Origin of the sequence: Streptomyces sp. NPDC001828 (assembly GCF_042892175.1) — a bacterium.
GTDB lineage: Bacteria > Actinomycetota > Actinomycetes > Streptomycetales > Streptomycetaceae > Streptomyces.
In genome coordinates, this window is sequence record NZ_JBIATV010000008.1 from 131,921 (window position 1) to 151,826 (window position 19,906).

Below are 19,906 nucleotides of genomic sequence, written 5' to 3' on the forward strand. Positions count from 1 at the left end.
CGGTTCCCCACGCCCCCGGCGGGGTGGCGCTTCGGGGCCTTGGCCGGTGCGGGGGCGTCTCGGCGGGTGCGGGAGATCTCTGCGGGTGCCGTGTCTACGTGTCTACGTGTCTTGGTCGCGGGCCGGCGGGGGCTGGTCGCGCGGCTCCCCGTGCCCCTGGCGAAGACCGGGGTCCGCCGAGCCGAAGGCCGCCCGCAGCTCCTCCTTGAGGGAGCGCTGGAAGGCGGTGACGAGCGCCTGGAGCACCATCGGCTGCATGTGCGCCGAGAGCGATTTCATCGCCTCGACATGGTCGGGGTCCGACTCCCTCTCCCGGTACGGGTTCCAGACCTCGTCGCGGAACAGCCGCGTCAGCTCGTGCGCGGCCGAGCGGGTGTGCTCCATGAGCACCGTGCGGGCCGCCAGGATCGTCTCGTGCGCGATCGGCACGTCCAGGAGCTGAACGCCCAGCGCCAGCAGCCCGGGATCGACGCGGAAGGTGTCGGGCGATCCCGCGATCCTTTCCAGGACGTTCATCGCGGCGAGCCGGTCGATGTCGGTCGGGGACAGGGAACGCCCGGCCCGCCGCTCCAGCTCCGCGAGGCTCGCGTCGTCCGCCGAGTCCGGCGCCCACGACGCCACCACGGCCCGGTGGATGGCCAGGTCATGGGCGCTCAGATCGGCCGGCAGCTGCTGGAGGTAGCGCTCGATCGCGGCCAGCGTCATCCCGTGGTGCTGCAACTCCTCGATCAGAGCGAGCCGGGACAGATGGGCCGGCCCGTAGTGGCCGACCCGGCGCGGCCCGATCACCGGCGGCGGCAGCAGCCCCCGGGTGCTGTAGAAACGGATGGTGCGTACGGTGACGCCGGCCCGCGCGGCCAGTTCGTCAACCGTGAGTGTCGGCTCCTCGGTCTCCGTCGCCATGGCAGTGCCTCGCCTCCCCGGTGGTTCCCGGCCGCCCGCGTGCGCGGCCGATCCGGTGCAACAGTATTGCTGTCTCACCAGCACTGCTCAATACGCCCGGGTCCCGAAGACCGGCACGGACGCGCTGCGGGGCACGAAAGGCCCCGGCCGGCCGGTGGGCTGCCGGCCGGCCGGGGCCGGGTGCCGCGATGGGGGCGGGGGCGGGTCGCTCGGTCCGCTACTCGGTCCGGCCGGCCTGGAGCGGGTAGTGGTCACTGAGGTCGGTGTAGGTGTAGTCGGTGCCCCAACTGCTCACGGTCCAGGGGGCCGTGGGCTCCTGCACCACCTTGTTGTTCCAGCCCGACGGACGGGCGTGGCCCGCGAGGTGGAGGACGTAGTCCAGGTCCTCGCTCGGGTCCGTGGGGTAGCGGTAGCGGGCGATCGAGTTCTCGGTGGTGTCGAAGGAGTACGCGTGGCCCGTCCGTGAATCGGCGCCCACCAGACCGCTGTTGGCGAGCATCGAGGCGTACTCCGAGCCGTGCGAGTTCACGTTGAAGTCGCCCGCGACCATGACCTCCTCGCTCGCGGGGATGTTCTTCGAGTCCAGGAAGGACTTGATCGCCTTGAACTGCAGGGCCCGGTCCTTGACCGCCTCGCCCGCGCCGCAGCCGGAGTCCGTCGACTGGGTGTGGGTGCCGACGACGTGCACCTTGGTGCCGTTGACGTTCAACACGGCATAGACGAAGCCCTTGTTGGACCACCAGTCGGAGCCACAGGCATCCTTGTATATGTACTGCTCCTTGTGCAGGATCGGCCACTTGCTGAGCAGCGTGACGCCCCCGTCCTCGGGGGTGGTCGAGGAGTACGGGCCGCCGGTGGCGTCCCAGCCGTCCTTGCCGCGGCCCACGACCGGCGTCTGGTACGGGTACTGGGCGGCGGCGTTGCTCTTCAGCGCGTCCGACGCGGAGTTGTCGAACGCCTCCTGGAGCACGACCACGTCGTTGCCCTGGAAGAAGGGCGCGGCGGGGATCGCCTGCGCCCGGTGGGCCTGGCCCCAGTTCGGGTACAGGCTCTGGCTCATCAGGAACGTGTTGTACGTCAGCACCTTCAGCCGGGGCGGCTCGGCGGCGGCCGCCGGAGCGGGGGCGGCGGCCGTCAGGGCGGCGGCTGCGAGCGCGGCGGCGAGGACCGCCCCATGGGCCCGGCGGAGCGAGGAGTGCGGCACGTGAACTCCTGTGTCTTGAGTGGGATTTGGACCGGCGCGCACATCAAAGCAGCTGCGGTTACCTAGAGGTAACCTCCGTGCGCCCCCCGTCTTACCGCTGTCGTACGATCACGAGTACGAACGCCCGGGCGACATTCGGTCACGGGCGCGTGCGAGAGAGAAGGTGCCAGGCGTGAAGCTTCTTCCGATCAATGTGGGCCCCCTCAACCCCACGGTGCCCGATCTCCTGATCGGCCTGGTGCTGTTCCTGCTCTGCTTCGGGATCCTCGCGGGCGTACTCCTGCCCCGCGTCAAGCGGACCCTGGACGAGCGCGAGGCGCTGACGACGGGCCGCACGCACGAGGCCGAAACCATCCTCGCCGAGGCCGCCGAGGTGCGCTCCCGTTACGAGGCCGAACTCGCCGGGGCGCGCCACGAAGCGGCCCGCATCCGGCAGCAGGCCAAGGAGGAGGGCACCGCGGCGATGGCCGCCGCCCGCGCGGAAGGCGTGCGAGAGCGCGATGAACTCCTCGCCGCCGGCGCCGAGAGCATCGCCGCCGCCCGCGCCGCCGCCGAGGCCGAACTGCGCCCTTACGTCGACGTCCTGGCCGCCGACCTCGCCGGCCGCATCCTCGGCGAGCTCCTGACCGCCCCGGCCGAACGCTGACGCCGCCGCGCCCCCCCGACCCGGGCGGGCCGCCGGGGGTGGAGTCCGGCTGCGCGTGTCCTTGAGGATCCCGCGTGCCCGAGGGGTCCGCGTGCGGCCGTGACCTGCGGGAATGCATACTGGAATCCCTACAGTCACGGCTGTACCACCAGCCCCGTCAGCCTCAGGGAGCCCAGCCATGAGCCGCCGCGCCGAGCCCGCGCCCCCGCCGCCCGGGGGCGTCCTGTGGAGCCTGGCCGGTGACGCCCGGATGCTTCTCGCCCTGCCCGCCGCGCTCACCATGCAGGTCGCGCACCCCGCCGTCGGGGCCGGAGTGGACGAGCACTCGGTGTTCCGCACCGACCCGTGGGGGCGCGGAGAGCGCTCGCTGCGCTCGCTCCAGCTCTGGGTGTACGGGGGCGAACGGGCGGCCGAGGAGGGACGCCGGCTCCGAGAGCTCCACAAGACCATCCAGGGCACCGACGCGACCGGCCGCCGCTACCACGCGCTCACCCCCGCCTACTACGCGTGGGTGCACGCCACCGGCTACCCCGTCTACGCCCACGCCCAGCAGTACCTGGGCCGCCCCTTCACCGACGCCCAGCACCGCAAGCTGTACGCGGAGTGGCTCCAGGTCGGCCGGATCCTCGGGATCAATGACCGGGACATGCCGGGGACCATCGAGGAGTTCTGGCCCTACTACCGCAAGGTCCTCGCCGACGAGATACGCACCAACGCCGTGGTCGAGGAACTCGTCGCCACCGACCGGCCCGTCCCGGCCCCCGACCGGGGGCCGCTGCCACTGCGCCTGCTCCTGAGAGCGCTCTGGCCGGTGCTCCTGCCGCCCCTCGCCCGGTTCCGCCGCTTCGTCACCATCGGGTTCATGCCGCCGGACGCCCGCGAGGCGATCGGCCTCGACTGGAGCGACACACAGGAACGCACCCTGCGCCGTCTCGGACGGGCGGTGCGCATCGTCGCGCCCCTGCTGCCCGAGCGGCTGCGCTATCTGCCGCTCGCGCGCCGCGCCCGGGCCGAGCACCGCCGCTCGGCCGGGCGGCACACCGCCCCGCGCTGACCTGCCGGTCCGCCGAGCGTTGACCCCGGTGGGCGCGTGGCTCAGGCCGAGGCGCGCCGGACCAGCGTGGTCGGGGTGATCACCGAGGCGGGTGGGACCGATCCGGCGCCGCCCTGGTCGAGGCCGCGCAGCAGCAGTCTTGCCATCAGACGGCCCATCTCCTCGATCTCCTGGCGCACGGTCGTCAGCGGCGGGTCGGTCGCCTCCGCGATCGAGACCATGTCGTCGAAGCCGACCAGCGCGACGTCCTCCGGCACCCGCCGGCCGTGCTCGCGCAGCACCCGCAGCGCACCCGAGGCCATCAGGTCGTTGGCGGCGAACACCGCGTCCAACTCCGGCTTCCGGGCGAGGAGTTCGGACATGGCCCGGGCTCCACTGGCGGTGGTGAACGCACCCTCCGCCACCAGTGCGGGATCCGCCTCCGGGAGCATGTCGCGGTACCCGGCGAGCCGGTCGGTGGAAGCCGTCTGGTCCAGCGGGCCCGCGATGTGCGCGATGTGCCTGCGGCCCAGCGAGAGCAGATGGCGCACGGCCTCCCGCGCGCCGCCCCGGTTGTCGGCGTCGACATAGGGGACGGCCGCGGGGAAGCCGGGCCGGCCGCCGAAGACCGTCAGCATGCCGGCGCCCCGGGTGATCGCGGGCAACGGGTCGTCGTCGTGCAGCGAGAAGGCGAGCGCCCCGTCGACATGACCACCCGTCAGATAGCGTGAGATGCGCCCGTAGTCGTCCGGTCCCTCGACGAGCAGCAGCACCAACTGGCTGTCGTTCGCCGACAGTTCCTTGCTGATGCCGCGGATCTGCTGGGAGAAGAACGGGTCGGAGAAGAACCGGGTCTCCGGCTCGGCGACGATCACGGCGACCGCGCCGGTGCGGCGGGTGACCAGTGAACGGGCCGCGGGATTGGGCACATAGCCCAGCTCCTCGACCGCCTGGCGCACCTTGTCGACGAGCGGCGGACGCACCCCGGTACCGCCGTTGACGACCCGGGACGCGGTGGCCCGGGAGACGCCGGCGCGCGCCGCGACGGCTTCGAGGGTGGGTCGCGTCCCGAAGTACTGCTCGGTCACGGCGGGTTCTCCTCATCGGCGGACCACGGGCAGCCCCTGGGCGGAACTGCGTCGCCCGGCAGCGTATCGGCTGCCCAGGCACCCGTGGCCGGCCGGCCGGGATGCCCGACGGGACTTCGCCCGCCGGGCATCCGGGCCGGCCCTGGACCCTTGAGCGTCCCGGCCCCAGCTCCCTTGGCCGTCCCGGTCCTGCCCCCTGGCCGTCCCGGCGTATCGCCCCTGGGGCGTCAGTGCTGGGGGTGGGCCGACGTGTGGGACTCGGCGATCTTCTTCCAGGACTTGGGCTCCACCGGCTTCACCGGGTTGACCGCCTTCGACGACGGCGATGCGGTGACACCGGCCCGGGCGCCGAACTTGGCCTTCAGGGCAGCCGAGTTGGACGGCTTCGACGGCTGGAAGAGCCAGGTGTCGAAGAGCTCCGCGAGCGGCTTGCCCGAGACCTTCTCGGCGTACTTCACGAAGTCGCCCACCGCCGCGTTGCCGTAGGCGTGCTCGGTCGGCCAGCCCTTGAGGATCTTGAAGAAGGAGGCGTCGCCGACCGTGTTGCGCAGCGCCTGGATGGCGACGGCGCCCCGGTCGTAGACGGCGCCGTCGAACTGGTTGTCCGGGCCCGGGTCGCCCGGCTTGACCTTCCAGAACGGGTCGTCGGCGGGGTGCTGGGAGTAGACCCAGTCCGCCAGCTCCTGCGCGGTCCCGTCGCCCTCCTTCTCCGACCAGAGCCACTGGGCGTAGGACGCGAAGCCCTCGTTGTCCCAGATGTCCTTCCAGCCCTTGACCGAGACGCTGTCGCCGTACCACTGGTGCGCCAGCTCGTGGACGACCACGGACACGTTGGCGCCGTTGGCGAACTGTGCGGGGCTGTAGAACGGCCGCGTCTGCGTTTCGAGCGCGAAGTGGCTCGTGACGTTCGGGACGTAGCCGCCGACCGCGTTGAAGGGATACTTGCCGAACACGCTCTCAAGCCACTCGGCGACGTCCTTGGTGCGCTCGATGCTGGCGCGCGCGGACCCGTCGTTGTCGCCCAGGTCCTTGCTGTACGCGTTGAGGACCGGCAGGCCGCTCGCCGTCTTGTCGGTGGTGATGTCGAACTTGCCCACCGCGAGGGTGGTCAGGTAGGAGGCCTGCGGCTTGTTGGAGCGCCAGTTGTACGTGGTCCAGCCGAGCTTCGAACTCTGGCTCTGCAGAACGCCGTTGCTGATCGCCTGGGTGCCGTCGGGCACCTTCACCGACACGTCGTAGGTGGCCTTATCCAGGGGGTGGTCGTTGGAGGGGAACCACCACACGGCCGAGTCCGGCTCCTGGGCCGCCACCCCGCCGTCCGGAGTGCGCGCCCACGCCGTCCAGCCGTCGACCTTCAACTCGGACGGCTTGCCCGCGTACTTGACGACCACCGTGATCGACCGGCCCTTGGGCAGCGGAGTCGCCGGGGTGATCTCCAGCTCGTGGCTGCCGGACTTCGCGAACGTGGCCTTGGTGCCGTTCACCCGCACCTCGCTGACGGCGAGGCCGAAGTCCAGGTTGAAGCGGGACAGGTCCTGCTGGGTGGTGGCGAGCAGCGTGGCCGTGCCCTCCAGCAGGTCCGTCTTCGGCTGGTACCTGAGCTTGAGGTCGTAGTGCGAGACGTCGTAACCGCCGTTGCCGCTGGCCGGGTAGTAGGGGTCGCCGATGCCCGGGGCACCCGGAGTGAAGTCCGCGGCCGATGCCGGGATCACCAGCAGCAGGGAGGCGGCGAGCACGCTCGGGGCGATGATTTTGCGGTGCACGAAAGGCTCCAAGTCGTCAGTGTCGTCGTGGGGTGAACGATGATGAACGATCTCTTCGGAGCCTATTCAGCCCTTGCCGCCCCGGTCATGTCCATGGCTCCTCCTGTCACACGATCGCCATTCGGCCGACATGTTGACTTGTGCCCCTTCGTTCGCTTTGGCGCTTCGACTGCCCTCTTTTGCGCGGGAGTTGACCGGAGTACCTTCCGGCCATGCCGATACGCGCGCGGGGCACCCGCCACAGGTCAAGATCCCTCAGTTCGCTCGTCCTCGCGGCCGTGACCGCCCTGGCGGCGGTGCTCCTGGCTCCGGGCGGCGCCCAGGCGGCGCACGCCAAGGAGAGCCGGCCGGTCTATTCGTACGCGAACGCCGTCCGCGAGGCCGTCTGGGTCGACACCGGCCTGGACGGCGACGGGGACGGCAGGAACGACCGCGTCGCCGTCGACATCGTGCGGCCCCGCGAAGCCGCACAGCAGGGCCGCAAGGTTCCGGTCATCATGGACGCGAGCCCCTACTACTCGTGCTGTGGGCGCGGCAACGAGAGCCAGCTCAAGACGTACGACGCCAACGGGAACGTCGTGCAGATGCCGCTCTATTACGACAACTACTTCGTGCCGCGCGGCTACGCCGTGGTCGGCGTGGACCTGGCCGGAACCAATCGCTCGGACGGCTGTGTCGACGTCGGCGGACCCTCCGACGTGCTCTCCGCGAAGGCGGTCGTCGACTGGCTGAACGGCCGGGCCCGCGCCTACACGACGCGCACCGGGACCCAGCGCGCCGGCGCCGGGTGGAGCAACGGCCGCACCGGCATGATCGGCAAGAGCTGGGACGGCACCATAGCCAACGGCGTCGCCGCCACCGGTGTCGAGGGCCTCAAGACGATCGTGCCGATCAGCTCGATCTCGTCCTGGTACGACTACTACTTCGCCAAGGGCGCCGCCCTCTACGACGGCGGCCCGGCCGAGCTGGCCGGATACGTCGACAGCCCGGACGCACAGGCCCGCTGTGCCGCGGCCCAGCAGAAGCTCGTCGACGGGGCGCCGCGCACCGGCGACTGGACGAAGTTCTGGACCGCCCGGGACTACGTGCTCGGCGCCGACAAGGTGAAGGCCAGCGTCTTCGTCGTGCACGGCATGCAGGACCTCAACGTCCGTACGAAGAACTTCGGCCAGTGGTGGGAAGCGCTCTCCAAGAACGGTGTGGAGCGCAAGATCTGGCTGTCCCAGACCGGCCACGTCGACCCGTTCGACTACCGGCGCGGCGCCTGGGTGGACACCCTGCACCAGTGGTTCGACCACTACCTCCTCGGCTACGACAACGGCATCGAGCGGCAGCCGATGGCCGACATCGAGCGCCACCCCGACCAGTGGAGCACCGACCGCGTGTGGCCGCCGGCCGGCACCTCGGCGACCGTGGTGCACTCCGTGAGCGGGCCGGTCGCGGGTGTCGGCGGGCTCTCGCTGAAGTCCGCGCCCGCCAGGACCACGGCCACGTTCACCGACAACCCGGCCCTCGACGAGACCAGTTGGGCCGCCGCGATCGACAAGTCCACTCCCGAGAAGGCCGGGTTCGTCACGCAGCCGCTCACCAGGGACCTGCGGGTGTCCGGCTCGTCCAAGGTCACCGTGACCGCGACGCCCACCACCAGCAGCGCCCATCTCTCGGCGGTCCTCGTGGACCTCGGGCCCGACACCATCCGCAACTACTCCGGGGACGGCGAAGGCATCCTCACCGGCAGCGACCGCACCTGCTGGGGCGCGAGCACGGCCGGTGACAGCTCCTGCTACCGCACCACCTCGGCCGACAGGGCCGATGTGAGCGCCACCGTGTTCAGCCGTGGCTGGGCCGATCTCGGCCACTACGCATCCGCCGCCAAGGGCGTGGCGCTGACCCCGGGCAAGCCGTACACGATCACGCTCGACCTGGCCGCCACCGACCATGTCGTACCGGCCGGGCACCGGCTCGCGCTGATCGTCGCGGGCACCGACAACGGGCTCATCGAGCCGGCGGCCGACAAGCCGACCCTCACGGTGGATCTGGCGCGCACGGCGGCCCAGGTGCCGTTCGTCGGCGGCTCCCGGGCGTTCGCCCGGGCCACCACGGGCACGCCTCCACGGCTCGGCGCTCAGGCGGCGACGCCGTCCGCCAAGGGCGTACCGGTGCCGCGGATGACGCGGCGGGTTCCGGGAGATGCCCGCCGCTGAGCCGGGCTCAGCCGGCCGAGCGGGGAGCGGCGGAGGGCGTGGTGCGTGCCACGGCCTTCGCCAGCTCCCGCAGCACCGGGGCGGGGTCCTCGCGCAAGTAGAAGTGTCCGCCCGGGAATTGACGAACCGTCAAGTCGGCTTGGGTGTGCTGCTGCCAGGCGTCGAGCTGCTCGCGCGAGTGGTCCGCGCTGCCGCCGAACACCGTGATCGGCACGGGCAGGGGCTCCGCCTTCCGCCAGGCGTACGTCTCCAGGACGCGGTAGTCGGCCCGCAGCGCACCGACGACCAGCTCCCGCAGCTCGGCCGAGTCGAGGACCTCCTGCGGGATGCCGCCGTGGAGCCGCGCGATCCGGTCGATGAGCTCGTTGTCGGGCAGGCGGTGCAGGGGGTCGTCGACGCGTACGTGGCGGCGGTGCGGCGCGGGATAGCCCGACAGGATCAGCCGGTACGGCAGTGGCCGGCCCGCGTCGCGCAGGGCGCGGGTGATCTCGTACGCGACGAGCGAGCCGAGGCTGTGCCCGAAGAAGGCGAACGGCGCCGGGCCGGGTTCCACCTCGTCGAGGAACGCGGCCACCAGCGCGTCCATCGAGGCGAACATCGGCTCGCCGTACCGGGAGCCGCGGCCCGGCAGCTGTACGGCGTGGAGTTCGGCATCCGGCAGGTCGGGCGCCCAGCGCAGGTACTCCGTGGCGGAACCGCCCCCGTGCGCGAAGCAGTAGAGCTTGGGGGCGCCGGGGCGCGGCGACCCGGCGATGAGCCAGCGGGGCGACGCGGCAGTGCTCATGGTGCGGAAACCTCCAAGGTGCGGGGCGGTGGCATGGGCGGGGCCCGTACCTGCGGAGTCTCGCACCGCGAGCCGCCGAAGACGGCCCGTTTCGGCCAGGGCGGCCGGTGATGCGTGCCACCGTGGCCCGGGAGAGCGCGGCCACCGCGACGGGCCATGCCTGGCCGTCCCGTCGTGACCGGTGACGCCCGGCCGTCGTGCCCGCCACGCGGCGGCGGTGGCCCGTGCCGCCAAGTCATCGGCGGCCGGTGACGCGCCGCAGTGGTGGCCCGTGCCGCCCGGCCGTTCGCGATGCGTGAAGCGCTGCCAGGTGGCGGCCCCGGCGGGCGGCGCCGGTGTGGGGGAGGCCGTCGGCGGACGGGGATGGGGGCGGGCCGGGCGACGGCTTAGGATCGGACACCTCATGACTGCAACTCTCGTCGCCAAGGACCTCGCCGCCGGCCACGGCGACCGCACCCTGTTCGCCGGGCTCGACCTGGTGGTCGCCCCCGGCGACGTCATCGGCCTCGTCGGACCCAACGGCGCGGGCAAGTCCTCCCTGCTCCGCCTGCTCGCCGGGCTCGACACCCCCGAACAGGGCGAACTGCGGCTCTCCCCGCCGGGCGCGAGCGTGGGCCACCTTCCGCAGGAGCCCGACCGGCGCCCCGGTGAGACGGTCCGTGCCTTCCTCGCGCGGCGCACCGGAGTCGCCGCCGCCCAGGAAACGATGGACACCGCGACCCAGGCCCTGGTCGACGGAGCCCCCGGCGCCGACGACGCGTACGCCGACAGCCTGGAGCGCTGGCTCGCGCTCGGCGGCGCCGACCTCGACGAGCGGGCCGAGGAGGTGGCGGCCTCCCTCGGCCTGACCACCGGCCTCGACCAGCCGATGACCGCGCTCTCAGGCGGCCAGGCCGCCCGCGCGGGACTCGCCTCGCTGCTCCTGTCCCGCTACGACGTCTTCCTGCTCGACGAGCCGACCAACGACCTCGACCTGGACGGCCTGGAGCGCCTCGAAGCCTTCGTGAAGGGGCTGCGGGCCGGCACCGTCGTCGTCAGCCACGACCGCGAGTTCCTCGCCCGCACCGTCACCAAGGTCCTCGAACTCGACCTGGCCCAGCAGCAGATCAACCTGTACGGCGGCGGCTACGAGGCCTACCTCGAAGAGCGCGACACCGCCCGCCGGCACGCCCGCGAAGACTTCGAGGAGTACGCCGACAAGCGCTCCGCGCTCGAAGGCCGCGCCCAGATGCAGCGCTCCTGGATGGACAAGGGCGTCAAGAACGCCCGCCGCAAGGCCACCGACAGCGACAAGCTGGGCAGGAAGTTCCGCAGCGAGTCCAGCGAGAAGCAGGCCGCCAAGGCCCGTCAGACCCAGCGCATGATCGAACGCCTCGACGTGGTCGACGAGCCCCGCAAGGAGTGGGAGCTGCGCATGGAGATCGCCGCCGCGCCCCGCTCGGGCGCGGTCGTCGCGACGCTGAACGGCGCCGAGGTGCATCGCGAGGGCTTCACCTTCGGGCCCGTCTCGCTCCAGATCGACTGGGCCGACCGCGTCGCCATCACCGGTGCCAACGGCGCGGGCAAGTCCACGCTGCTCGCCGCCCTCCTGGGGCGGCTCCCGCTGGACGCGGGGCAGGGCACGCTCGGCTCCGGTGTCGTCGTCGGCGAGGTCGACCAGGCGCGCGGCCTGTTCCTGGGCGAGGAGTCGCTGCTCGACGCGTTCTGCGCGGCCGTCCCCGACACGGAGCCCGCCGAGGTGCGCACCCTGCTCGCCAAGTTCGGGCTCAAGGCGCACCACGTGCTGCGCCCGGCCGGCTCGCTCTCGCCCGGCGAGCGCACCCGGGCCGCCCTCGCGCTGCTCCAGGGCCGGGGCGTCAACCTCCTCGTCCTCGACGAGCCGACCAACCACCTCGACCTGCCGGCCATCGAACAGCTGGAGTCCGCGCTCGACTCGTACACCGGCACCCTGCTCCTGGTCACCCACGACCGCCGGATGCTCGACGCGGTCCACACGTCCCGCCGCCTGGAAGTCGCGGACGGAAAGGTCACCGAGCACTGACTCCGCCCGGGTCACCGGACCGGGGGCGCGCCCGTTCGCGACCGCGATTCGCGGTGGCCCGAGCGTACGGTGGTCGGGTGCACCGCGACCGACTGCAGGCCGTCCTGGAAGCGCTTCCCAGGGCGGCCATCGTTCAAGGCGGCGACGACATCGTGATCGCCGTCAACCGGCGCTTCACCGAGATGTTCGCCCTCGCGGGCCGCGTCGCGACCACCCCGGGCGCACCGCTCGGCCCGGTCGTCGACGCGGTGTGCGACACCTTCGCCGACCGGCCCGCCTGGGTCGTCGACACCACCCACGCGATCGCCGCCCGCCACATCCACCGGGCCGCCGAGATCGCTCTCACCGACGGCCGGGTGATCCGGCGCGACGTGGAGCCGCTGTACGACGCCGAGGGCGTGCCCTTCGGGTCGCTGTGGACGGCGGAGGACATCACCGAGGACAAGCGCCGCGAGCACGCCCTGGAGCGCGACAACGCGGCCCTGGCCGAGCTCGCCGGGCAGCGCAACGAGTTCCTGGCCCTCGCCTCGCACAGCCTGCGCACCCCGCTGACCTCGATCCTCAGCTTCTGCGAGCTGCTCGCCGACCCGGCGGCCGGCCCGCTCGACCCCGATCAGAGCGCTCTCCTGGCCGCGATCCGGCGCAACGCCGCCCGCATGGAGGGCGTCATGACCACGCTCATGGACACGGCCCGGCTGCGCTCCCCGCAGCTGAAGATGGAGTTCGGCCGGGTGGACATCGCGCGGATGCTCCAGCACGCCGTGCTCGACCGGATGTCCACCACCTCACGGGCCGGGGTGTTCGTGGTGCTGCGCTGCGCCGAGGGCCCGCTGCTGCACGGCGACGAGCACCGCCTGGCGCATGTGCTCGCCAACCTCCTTGAGAACGCTGCCAAGTTCACCCCGCCGGGCGGCCGCATCGACATCGACGCGGCCCCGCACGGCGACCAGTGGCACATCGACGTCACCGACACCGGGATCGGCGTGCCCGAGCAGTACCGCGAGGAGATCTTCTCCGGGTTCGTACGCGCTCCCAACGCCGAGACCGGGGGCTTCCCCGGCACCGGGCTCGGCCTCACCATCAGCCGCGAGATCGTGCGCCGGCACGGCGGCGAGCTCACCGTCTCGGGTGCCGAGGGCGGGGGAGCGGTCTTCGGCATCCGGCTCCCCGTCGCGGGGCCGCCCGCCGAGGAGGGCGGGCGGTGACGCGGATCCTGGTCGTCGAGGACGACCCCGATGTGGCGCTGGCCCTGCGCATCCTGTTCACCCGGGCCGGGTACGAGGTGGTGCCCGCCGCCGACGGCCGCGAGGGGCTGCGCCGGCTCTTCGCGGACAGCCCCGACCTGATGGTCCTGGACGTCGGCCTGCCGGAACTCGACGGCTGGCAGGTCCTGGAACGCACCCGCGACATGACCGACCTGCCCGTGCTGCTGCTCACCGCACGAGGCGCCGAGGGCGACCGGGTGCGCGGGCTGCGGGCCGGGGCGGACGACTATCTGCCCAAGCCGTTCGGCAACGAGGAACTGCTGGCCCGTGTCGAGGCCCTCCTGCGCCGCGCCTCGCCGGCCCGCTGGGCCGGGGCCTCCCACGACGAGGCGCTGCGCCTCGTACCCGAGCGACGCTCGGCGGTCTGGCGCGGCGAGGAGGTGCGGCTCAGCGACATCGAGTACCGGCTGCTCCAGGTGCTGGTCCGCAACCGGGGCCGGGTCGTCACCACCGACCAGCTGCTCGACCAGGTCTGGGACGACCCCCAGGGCATCGGCCGCGAGCGCGTGAAGTTCGCCGTGCTGCGCGTGCGGCGCAAGCTCCAGCAGGCGGCGGGGAGCCTCGAGTCCGACCCGCTCGAAGCCGTGCGGGGGCTCGGCTATCGCTACCGGGGGGATCAGGGCGCCTGAGGTGGCCCCGGCCGGGTGGTCCCACCGGGTACGAGGGCCGGGCGCGTATCCGGCGCGGAGGCTGTGCGGGGGGCGTCTGTGGGGCGAAGGTCCCGGCCGCGCCCGGGACGAAAGGCCCGGGTTGTCCGGTTGGCGGCTTCGCAACCGTTGGGCAACCGAACGCCATCCGGGTGCGCAACGGACACCGGCCACTCTCATGGGCGTCCCCCCGCCGGTCCGTTCCTGGAGTCCCCTTGCCCGCCCTGCCGCCCCGCAGCATCGCCATCGTCCTCGGCACCCGCCCCGAGCTGGTCAAGCTGACCGAGCTGATCCGTCTCCTGGGGCCCGCCGCGCACGTCGTGCACACGGGGCAGCACTACGACGAGGAACTGTCCGGCCGCTTCCTCGCCGACCTCGCGATACCCGAGCCGACCTACCTCACGGGCATCGGCGGCCGGTCCCGGGCGGTTCAGATCTCGGCGGCCCTGGCCCAGCTCGACGCGGTGTTCGCGGCCGAGCCGCCGCGCGCGGTCGTGGTCCAGGGCGACACCAACGCGGCGCTCTCCGGCGCCCTCGCCGCCAACGCGCGCGGCATTCCGCTCGTCCATGTCGAGGCGGGGCTGCGCAGCCACGACCGGAACATGCCCGAGGAGCACAACCGGGTGCTCATCGACCGGCTGGCGGACGTGCTGTGCGCGGCGACGCCGGCGAACCGGGACAACCTCCTGGCGGAGGGCATCGCGGCGGGGCGCGTCGAGGTCACCGGGAACACGGTCGTCGAAGCGGTACGCGGTCAACTGCCCACCAGTGCGCAGCAGTTCGCCGAGCTGGGGCGGCTCGGGCTCGCCAGTGACGGGTACGTCCTGGCGACCGTCCACCGGCCCGAGAACACGGACGACCCGGCGGTGTTGCGGGCCGTCCTCGCCGAACTGGCCTCGCTGGCGGCCGAGTTGCCTGTTGTGCTGCCGCTCCACCCCCGCACCCGTGCGCGTATCGAGGCGGCGGGGCTCGGCGGGCTCCTCGAACCGCTGGTCGTCACCGAGCCGTTGGGCTACCGCACGTTCCTCGCCCTCGCCCGGCACGCGGCGCTGCTGGTGTCCGACTCCGGGGGCGTGCAGGAGGAGGTGACAGTCCTCGGCCGTCCGCTCGTCGTCGTACGCAACTCCACGGAGCGGCCGGAGGCCATGCCCGACTTCGCCGAACTGGTCCCTGCGGGAGCGGAGTTGGGGGAGGCCGTGCGTCGCCGCCTGGCCGGGGGACCGGCCGCCCGGGCCCGCCTCGCGGCCCTCCCCAGCCCCTTCGGCGACGGGCTCGCCTCGCGGCGGATCGTCGCGCTGCTGGCGGGGCTCGGGGTGCGGGGCGGCGCGTATGCGGCGGCGGGGGTGGCATAGCGCGGCCGTCCCGCTCCCGGGGCTCCCTCGCCTGCGGGCCGGTGCGGCCCCTCGCTCCGCTCCCCACATCCCCGAGCACCCCCCTCAAAAGGCCCCACCGGCTCACGAGCGTCAAGGATTCCCATGCCCAACAGCCTGCTCCTCTTCCTCTTCCCCTTCTTTCTCCTCGGGTGCTTCCTGCTCTACTGGGCCGGCGCCCGGCACGCCTACCTGCGGCGTACGGAGACCGAAGCGGGGGAGGCCGGGGCGTTCGACTGGCATTTCTTCGTGCCGTGCCGGGACGAGGAGGCCGTCGTGGGGGCCACCGTGGCTCAGCTGCGCGGGGACTTCCCGGGGGCGCACGTCTGGGTCATCGATGACGACAGCGACGACCGGACCGGGCTGATCGTCGCCGCGCTCGCCGAGGACGACCGGCGCGTTCACCTGGTGCGCCGGGTGCGGCCCGACGCGCGTACGGGCAAGGGCGACGCGCTGAACGCGGCCTATGAGCAGCTCGGGGACTTCCTGCCCGCCGGGGCGGACCGGGAGCGGATCGTCGTCTGCGTCATCGACGCGGACGGGCGGCTCGACCCCGACGCCCTCCGACTCGTCGCGGGACCGGCCGCGTTCGCCGACCCGGAGGTCGGCGGGGTGCAGGTCGGCGTGCGGATGCGCAATGTCGACGACGAGCGCCCGCTGCCCGACCGGGGCCGCGTGGCCAACGCCGTCGCCCGGCTCCTCGTGCGCGTGCAGGACATGGAGTTCGCCGTCTCCAATGCCGGCATGCAGCTGCTGCGCGGCCGCACCGGCTCGGTCGGACTCGGCGGCAACGGCCAGTTCACCCGGCTCTCGGCGCTCGACCGGATCGCCGTGTCCGAACGGCGCCCCTGGCAGCGCGGCGCGCTCCTGGAGGACTACGAGCTGGGCCTGCAGATGATCCTCGCGGGCTACCGCGTCACGCACATCGCCGACACCTGGGTCTCCCAGGAAGGCCTGCCGCACGTGCGCCGGCTGCTCACCCAGCGCACCCGCTGGGCACAGGGCAACCTCCAGTGCGTGCGCTACGCCGCCCGTATCCTCTCCTCGCGCCAGTACACCGGCGCGGGTGTCCTGGAGACGCTGTACACGTTCTTCCAGCCCGTCGCGCACCTGCTCACGCTCGTGCTCTGCGCCTGGATGCTGGTGCTCGGCGGCCTGGGTTCGCTCGCGACGTGGCCGCTCACGCTGGTGCTCGCGGCGCTCTCCATCGGACCGTTCGTGCTGTGGGGGCCCGTCTACCGCCGCGACCACGCCCCGGAGGCCTCGCGGATCACCGGCGTGCTGTGGGGCGTCGCGCTGTGGCTGTACGCCTACCACCTGTTCGTGGTCTCGGCGCGCGGCTTCGTCCGCAGCCTGCGCGGCCGCACCGGCTGGGCCAAGACCCGCCGCAACGCCGAGCCGGTCACGGCCGGTCCCACCGCACTGGAGGGCTGAGGCCCCGTCAACCGGCGGCGGGCGTACGGCAGTTGTCGTACGCCCGCCCTCATGCGGCCCGCTCCCGAGCGGCCCGTCCCCATGCGGCCCGCCCCCATGCGGGTCGCCTCAGCGGCCGCCGCGGCCCTTCGGGTCGACCAGGCCCGCCTTGCGCAGGGCGTCCGCCATCGCGCTGTTGGCGGGAGCCGGCGCCGAGGCGCGGCCCTGGCCGCCGCCCTGCCGGTTGCCGCCGCGGGCCTCGCCGCCGCCGGAGCCGCCCCGGCGCTGCCGGCCTCCCTGGCCCTGGCCCTGGCCCTGCCGCTGCTGCGGGGGCCGGTTGCCCTGGGCCTGGCCCTGGCCGCCCCGCTCGCCCCGCTCCCGCTTGGGCGCGCCGCCCGGCGCGGACGCGTCGTCGTCGAGGCGCAGCGTCAGCGAGATCCGCTTGCGCGGCACGTCGACGTCGAGGACCTTCACCTTCACGATGTCGCCCGGCTTCACCACGTCCCGGGGGTCCTTCACGAACGTCTTCGACAGCGCCGAGACATGCGCGAGCCCGTCCTGGTGCACACCGATGTCGATGAAGGCGCCGAACGCCGCCACGTTGGTGACGACTCCTTCGAGGACCATCCCGGACGCCAGGTCGCCGATCTTCTCGACGCCCTCCTTGAAGGTGGCCGTCTTGAACGCCGGACGCGGGTCGCGGCCCGGCTTCTCCAGCTCGCGCAGGATGTCGGTGACGGTGGGCAGGCCGAAGGTCTCGTCCACGAAGTCGTCGGGCCGCAGCGAGCGCAGCACACCGGTGTTGCCGATGAGGGACGCGACCTCGCTGCCCGCCGTCTTCACCATCCGCCGCACCACCGGATACGCCTCGGGGTGCACGCTGGACGCGTCCAGCGGGTCCTCGCCGTCGCGGATCCGCAGGAAGCCCGCGCACTGCTCGTACGCCTTCGGGCCGAGCCGCGCCACGTCCTTCAGCGCCCGGCGCGAGCGGAACGGGCCGTTGGTGTCGCGGTGCGCCACGATGTTCTCGGCGAGGCCGGAGCCGATGCCGGACACCCGCGAAAGCAGCGGCGCCGACGCGGTGTTGACGTCGACGCCCACGCCGTTCACACAGTCCTCGACCACCGCGTCGAGCGAGCGCGACAGCTTCACCTCGGACAGGTCGTGCTGGTACTGGCCCACCCCGATGGACTTCGGGTCGATCTTCACCAGCTCGGCGAGCGGGTCCTGCAGCCGCCGGGCGATGGAGACCGCGCCGCGCAGCGACACGTCCATGTCCGGGAACTCCTGCGAGGCGAACGCCGAGGCCGAGTACACCGAAGCGCCGGCCTCCGACACCATGACCTTGGCGAGGCCCAACTCCGGCTGCTGGGCGATGAGTTCACCGGCGAGCTTGTCGGTCTCGCGCGATGCGGTGCCGTTGCCGATGGCGATCAGCTCGACCGCGTGCTCCCGGCACAGGCCGGCCAGCTTCGCGAGCGCCTGGTCCCACTTGTTCGCCGGGACGTGCGGGTGGATCACATCGGTGGCGACGACCTTGCCGGTCGCGTCGACGACGGCCACCTTCACACCCGTGCGGAAGCCGGGGTCGAGGCCGAGCGTGGCGCGGGTGCCGGCCGGGGCGGCCAGCAGCAGGTCCCGCAGGTTGGAGGCGAAGACGCGGACCGCCTCGTCCTCGGCGGCCGTACGGAGGCGCAGCCGCAGGTCGATGCCGAGGTGCACCAGGATGCGGGTGCGCCAGGCCCAACGCACCGTGTCGGCGAGCCACTTGTCGCCGGGGCGGCCCCGGTCGGCCACGCCGAAACGGCGCGCCACCATGTTCTCGTACGTCGAGGGGCCGGGCTCCGCCGACGGCTCTTCGGGCTCCAGGACGAGGTCGAGGACCTCCTCCTTCTCGCCGCGCAGCATCGCGAGGACCCGGTGCGAGGGCAGCGCGGTGAACGGCTCGGTGAAGTCGAAGTAGTCGGCGAACTTCGCGCCGGCCTCCTCCTTGCCCTCGCGGACCTTCGCCGCGAGCCGGCCCTTCGTCCACATGCGCTCGCGCAGCTCGCCGGTCAGGTCGGCGTCCTCGGAGAAGCGCTCGGCGAGGATGGAGCGGGCGCCCTCCAGGGCGGCCGCGGGATCGGCGACGCCCTTGTCGGCGTCCACGAACGCGGCGGCCGCGGCGAGCGGATCGGCCGACGGGTCGGTGAGCAGTCCGTCGGCGAGCGGTTCGAGGCCGGCCTCGCGGGCGATCTGCGCCTTGGTGCGCCGCTTCGGCTTGAACGGCAGGTAGATGTCCTCCAGGCGGGCCTTGGTGTCGGCGCCCCGGATCTGCGCCTCGAGCGCCTCGGTGAGCTTGCCCTGCTCCCGTACGGAGTCGAGGACCGCGCTGCGCCGGTCCTCCAGCTCGCGCAGATAGCGCAGCCGCTCCTCAAGGGTGCGCAGCTGGGCGTCGTCCAGCATCTCGGTCGCTTCCTTGCGGTAGCGCGCGATGAACGGGACGGTGGACCCGCCGTCGAGCAGCTCGACGGCGGCCTTCACCTGCCGCTCCCGTACGCCGAGTTCTTCGGCGATCCTGCCTTCGATGGACGTCGTCACGTTGCCGTACCGCCTTCTCGCTGAGCCTGGGGCGCCATTGTGGCAGGCGGCGACGACAATCGACGATCAGCCCTTGCCGACGAGATCGGCCGGGAAGCCGCCCGCGAGGGCCGCCGTCACGGTGAAGCCCTTCGCGAGCTCGGTGAGCCGCGCCACGCCCTGCTCGCCGAGGTGTTCATAAGGGGCGAGGTCGAGACGGTCGGTGCGGTCCTCCAGCTCGGCGCGCAGCGCCACGCCCGCCTCGGTCAACTCGCCGTCCGCGTCCAGGAGTCCGCGCGCGCGAAGCCGCCCGGCCGCCGCCTCCCAGTCCGACCGCTCCCAGCCACGGGTGGCGATGACCCAGCGCGGAGCCATGCCCTTGCCGGTCGCGGTGTGGCTGACGAGCGCCTCCAGGGGGTCGAGTTCCAGGTCGAGCAGCGCGGTGAGGTGGCCGTCGCCCCGGTGTTCGCGCAGCAGTGTCGCCGCGTGCCAGTAGGCGAGGTGCGGCTGCTCGGGCACCGGCAGGTCGGCGTGCGCCGCGTACAGGGGGCGGGCGTGGCGGGTGCAGCCCTCGGTGGCGCGCAGCGCGAGCCGGGCCGCCTCCGCCATCTCCGGCGACGCGACGGTCTCCTCGCCGAGCAGCCGGCGCAGGGTGCTGTCGGCGGCGCGCAGGCGTGCGGCGAGCACGTCCTCGGGGGAGGCGATGTCCCACACGGCGGGCAGGTGCCGGGCGATCAGTTCGTGCTTGAAGTTGTAGAAGGTGGCCGCCACCACGCCGGGCCCCACGGCACCCATCGCGGCCGCCCGCCCGGCGAAGTAGGCGGCGCTGCGGTCCTCGATGCCGAGCCCGGCCAGTTCCTTGGTGAGGTCGGGCGAGAAGTAGAGGGTGGAGTGCAGGGAGTTGACGGGGTTCTGACAGCGGCGCCCGGCGAGCGGGGGGAGAGTACTCATGCACGGCACGTTACCGACTGGTCGGTACGCCGTGA

General features: G+C 72.7%; 15 protein-coding genes. 8 read left to right on the forward strand and 7 right to left on the reverse strand.

All coding sequences use genetic code 11. From position 1 onward, the window contains the following. Positions 1-102: 102 nt before the first annotated feature. Complete coding sequence (locus ACFYZA_RS22675; protein WP_388492385.1) at positions 103-903, reverse strand: MerR family transcriptional regulator; 801 nt, start codon at positions 901-903, stop codon at positions 103-105. 217 nt (positions 904-1,120) lie between these two features. Beyond that, entirely contained in the window at positions 1,121-2,107 is a 987-nt protein-coding gene (sph, locus tag ACFYZA_RS22680; RefSeq protein ID WP_388492387.1) for a sphingomyelin phosphodiesterase, read from the reverse strand. A 172-nt stretch (positions 2,108-2,279) separates the two neighbouring features. Here sph and ACFYZA_RS22685 point away from each other — a divergent pair, with 172 nt between their 5' ends. After that, a complete protein-coding gene (locus tag ACFYZA_RS22685; RefSeq protein ID WP_388492388.1) occupies positions 2,280-2,753 on the forward strand; it encodes a hypothetical protein in 474 nt (157 codons plus the stop codon). 178 nt (positions 2,754-2,931) lie between these two features. Next, entirely contained in the window at positions 2,932-3,807 is an 876-nt protein-coding gene (locus tag ACFYZA_RS22690) for an oxygenase MpaB family protein (RefSeq protein ID WP_388492390.1), read from the forward strand. 41 nt (positions 3,808-3,848) lie between these two features. On the opposite strand, the gene ACFYZA_RS22695 is transcribed toward ACFYZA_RS22690, so the two are convergent. After that, a complete protein-coding gene (locus ACFYZA_RS22695; protein ID WP_382585905.1) occupies positions 3,849-4,874 on the reverse strand; it encodes a LacI family DNA-binding transcriptional regulator in 1,026 nt (341 codons plus the stop codon). 227 nt (positions 4,875-5,101) lie between these two features. Next, positions 5,102-6,637, reverse strand: a complete 1,536-nt coding sequence (locus tag ACFYZA_RS22700; RefSeq protein WP_388492391.1) for a M1 family metallopeptidase — start codon at positions 6,635-6,637, stop codon at positions 5,102-5,104. 212 nt (positions 6,638-6,849) lie between these two features. Here ACFYZA_RS22700 and ACFYZA_RS22705 point away from each other — a divergent pair, with 212 nt between their 5' ends. Next, positions 6,850-8,841 (forward strand): Xaa-Pro dipeptidyl-peptidase, encoded by a 1,992-nt coding sequence (locus ACFYZA_RS22705; protein ID WP_388492393.1) that lies wholly within the window; start codon positions 6,850-6,852, stop codon positions 8,839-8,841. 7 nt (positions 8,842-8,848) lie between these two features. On the opposite strand, the gene ACFYZA_RS22710 is transcribed toward ACFYZA_RS22705, so the two are convergent. Next, a complete protein-coding gene (locus tag ACFYZA_RS22710; RefSeq protein WP_388492394.1) occupies positions 8,849-9,625 on the reverse strand; it encodes a thioesterase II family protein in 777 nt (258 codons plus the stop codon). Between the two features lie 403 nt (positions 9,626-10,028). Here ACFYZA_RS22710 and ACFYZA_RS22715 point away from each other — a divergent pair, with 403 nt between their 5' ends. The 5 genes from ACFYZA_RS22715 to ACFYZA_RS22735 all read left to right on the forward strand — a co-directional run bounded on the left by ACFYZA_RS22715 (position 10,029) and on the right by ACFYZA_RS22735 (position 16,382). Next, entirely contained in the window at positions 10,029-11,666 is a 1,638-nt protein-coding gene (locus ACFYZA_RS22715) for an ABC-F family ATP-binding cassette domain-containing protein (RefSeq protein WP_382585917.1), read from the forward strand. 77 nt (positions 11,667-11,743) lie between these two features. Beyond that, the gene (locus ACFYZA_RS22720; protein WP_382585920.1) at positions 11,744-12,871 is read left to right on the forward strand and encodes an ATP-binding protein; all 1,128 of its coding nucleotides are present in this window, start codon (positions 11,744-11,746) and stop codon (positions 12,869-12,871) included. Then, on the forward strand, positions 12,868-13,560 hold the full coding sequence (locus tag ACFYZA_RS22725; RefSeq protein WP_388492396.1) for a response regulator transcription factor: 693 nt from the start codon (positions 12,868-12,870) through the stop codon (positions 13,558-13,560). Before ACFYZA_RS22720 ends, ACFYZA_RS22725 begins: the two co-directional genes overlap by 4 nt. A 233-nt stretch (positions 13,561-13,793) precedes the next feature. Continuing rightward, the gene (gene wecB, locus ACFYZA_RS22730) at positions 13,794-14,930 is read left to right on the forward strand and encodes a non-hydrolyzing UDP-N-acetylglucosamine 2-epimerase (RefSeq protein WP_388492398.1); all 1,137 of its coding nucleotides are present in this window, start codon (positions 13,794-13,796) and stop codon (positions 14,928-14,930) included. Between the two features lie 123 nt (positions 14,931-15,053). Continuing rightward, a complete protein-coding gene (locus ACFYZA_RS22735) occupies positions 15,054-16,382 on the forward strand; it encodes a glycosyltransferase (RefSeq protein WP_388492399.1) in 1,329 nt (442 codons plus the stop codon). Between the two features lie 108 nt (positions 16,383-16,490). Here ACFYZA_RS22735 and ACFYZA_RS22740 read toward each other — a convergent pair whose 3' ends face one another. Both ACFYZA_RS22740 and ACFYZA_RS22745 read right to left on the reverse strand, forming a co-directional pair. After that, positions 16,491-18,941, reverse strand: a complete 2,451-nt coding sequence (locus ACFYZA_RS22740) for a Tex family protein (RefSeq protein ID WP_382585933.1) — start codon at positions 18,939-18,941, stop codon at positions 16,491-16,493. Positions 18,942-19,007: 66 nt separating this feature from the next. Next, positions 19,008-19,871, reverse strand: coding sequence for a hypothetical protein (locus ACFYZA_RS22745; RefSeq protein WP_388492401.1), 864 nt, complete (start codon positions 19,869-19,871; stop codon positions 19,008-19,010). Positions 19,872-19,906: the final 35 nt, after the last annotated feature.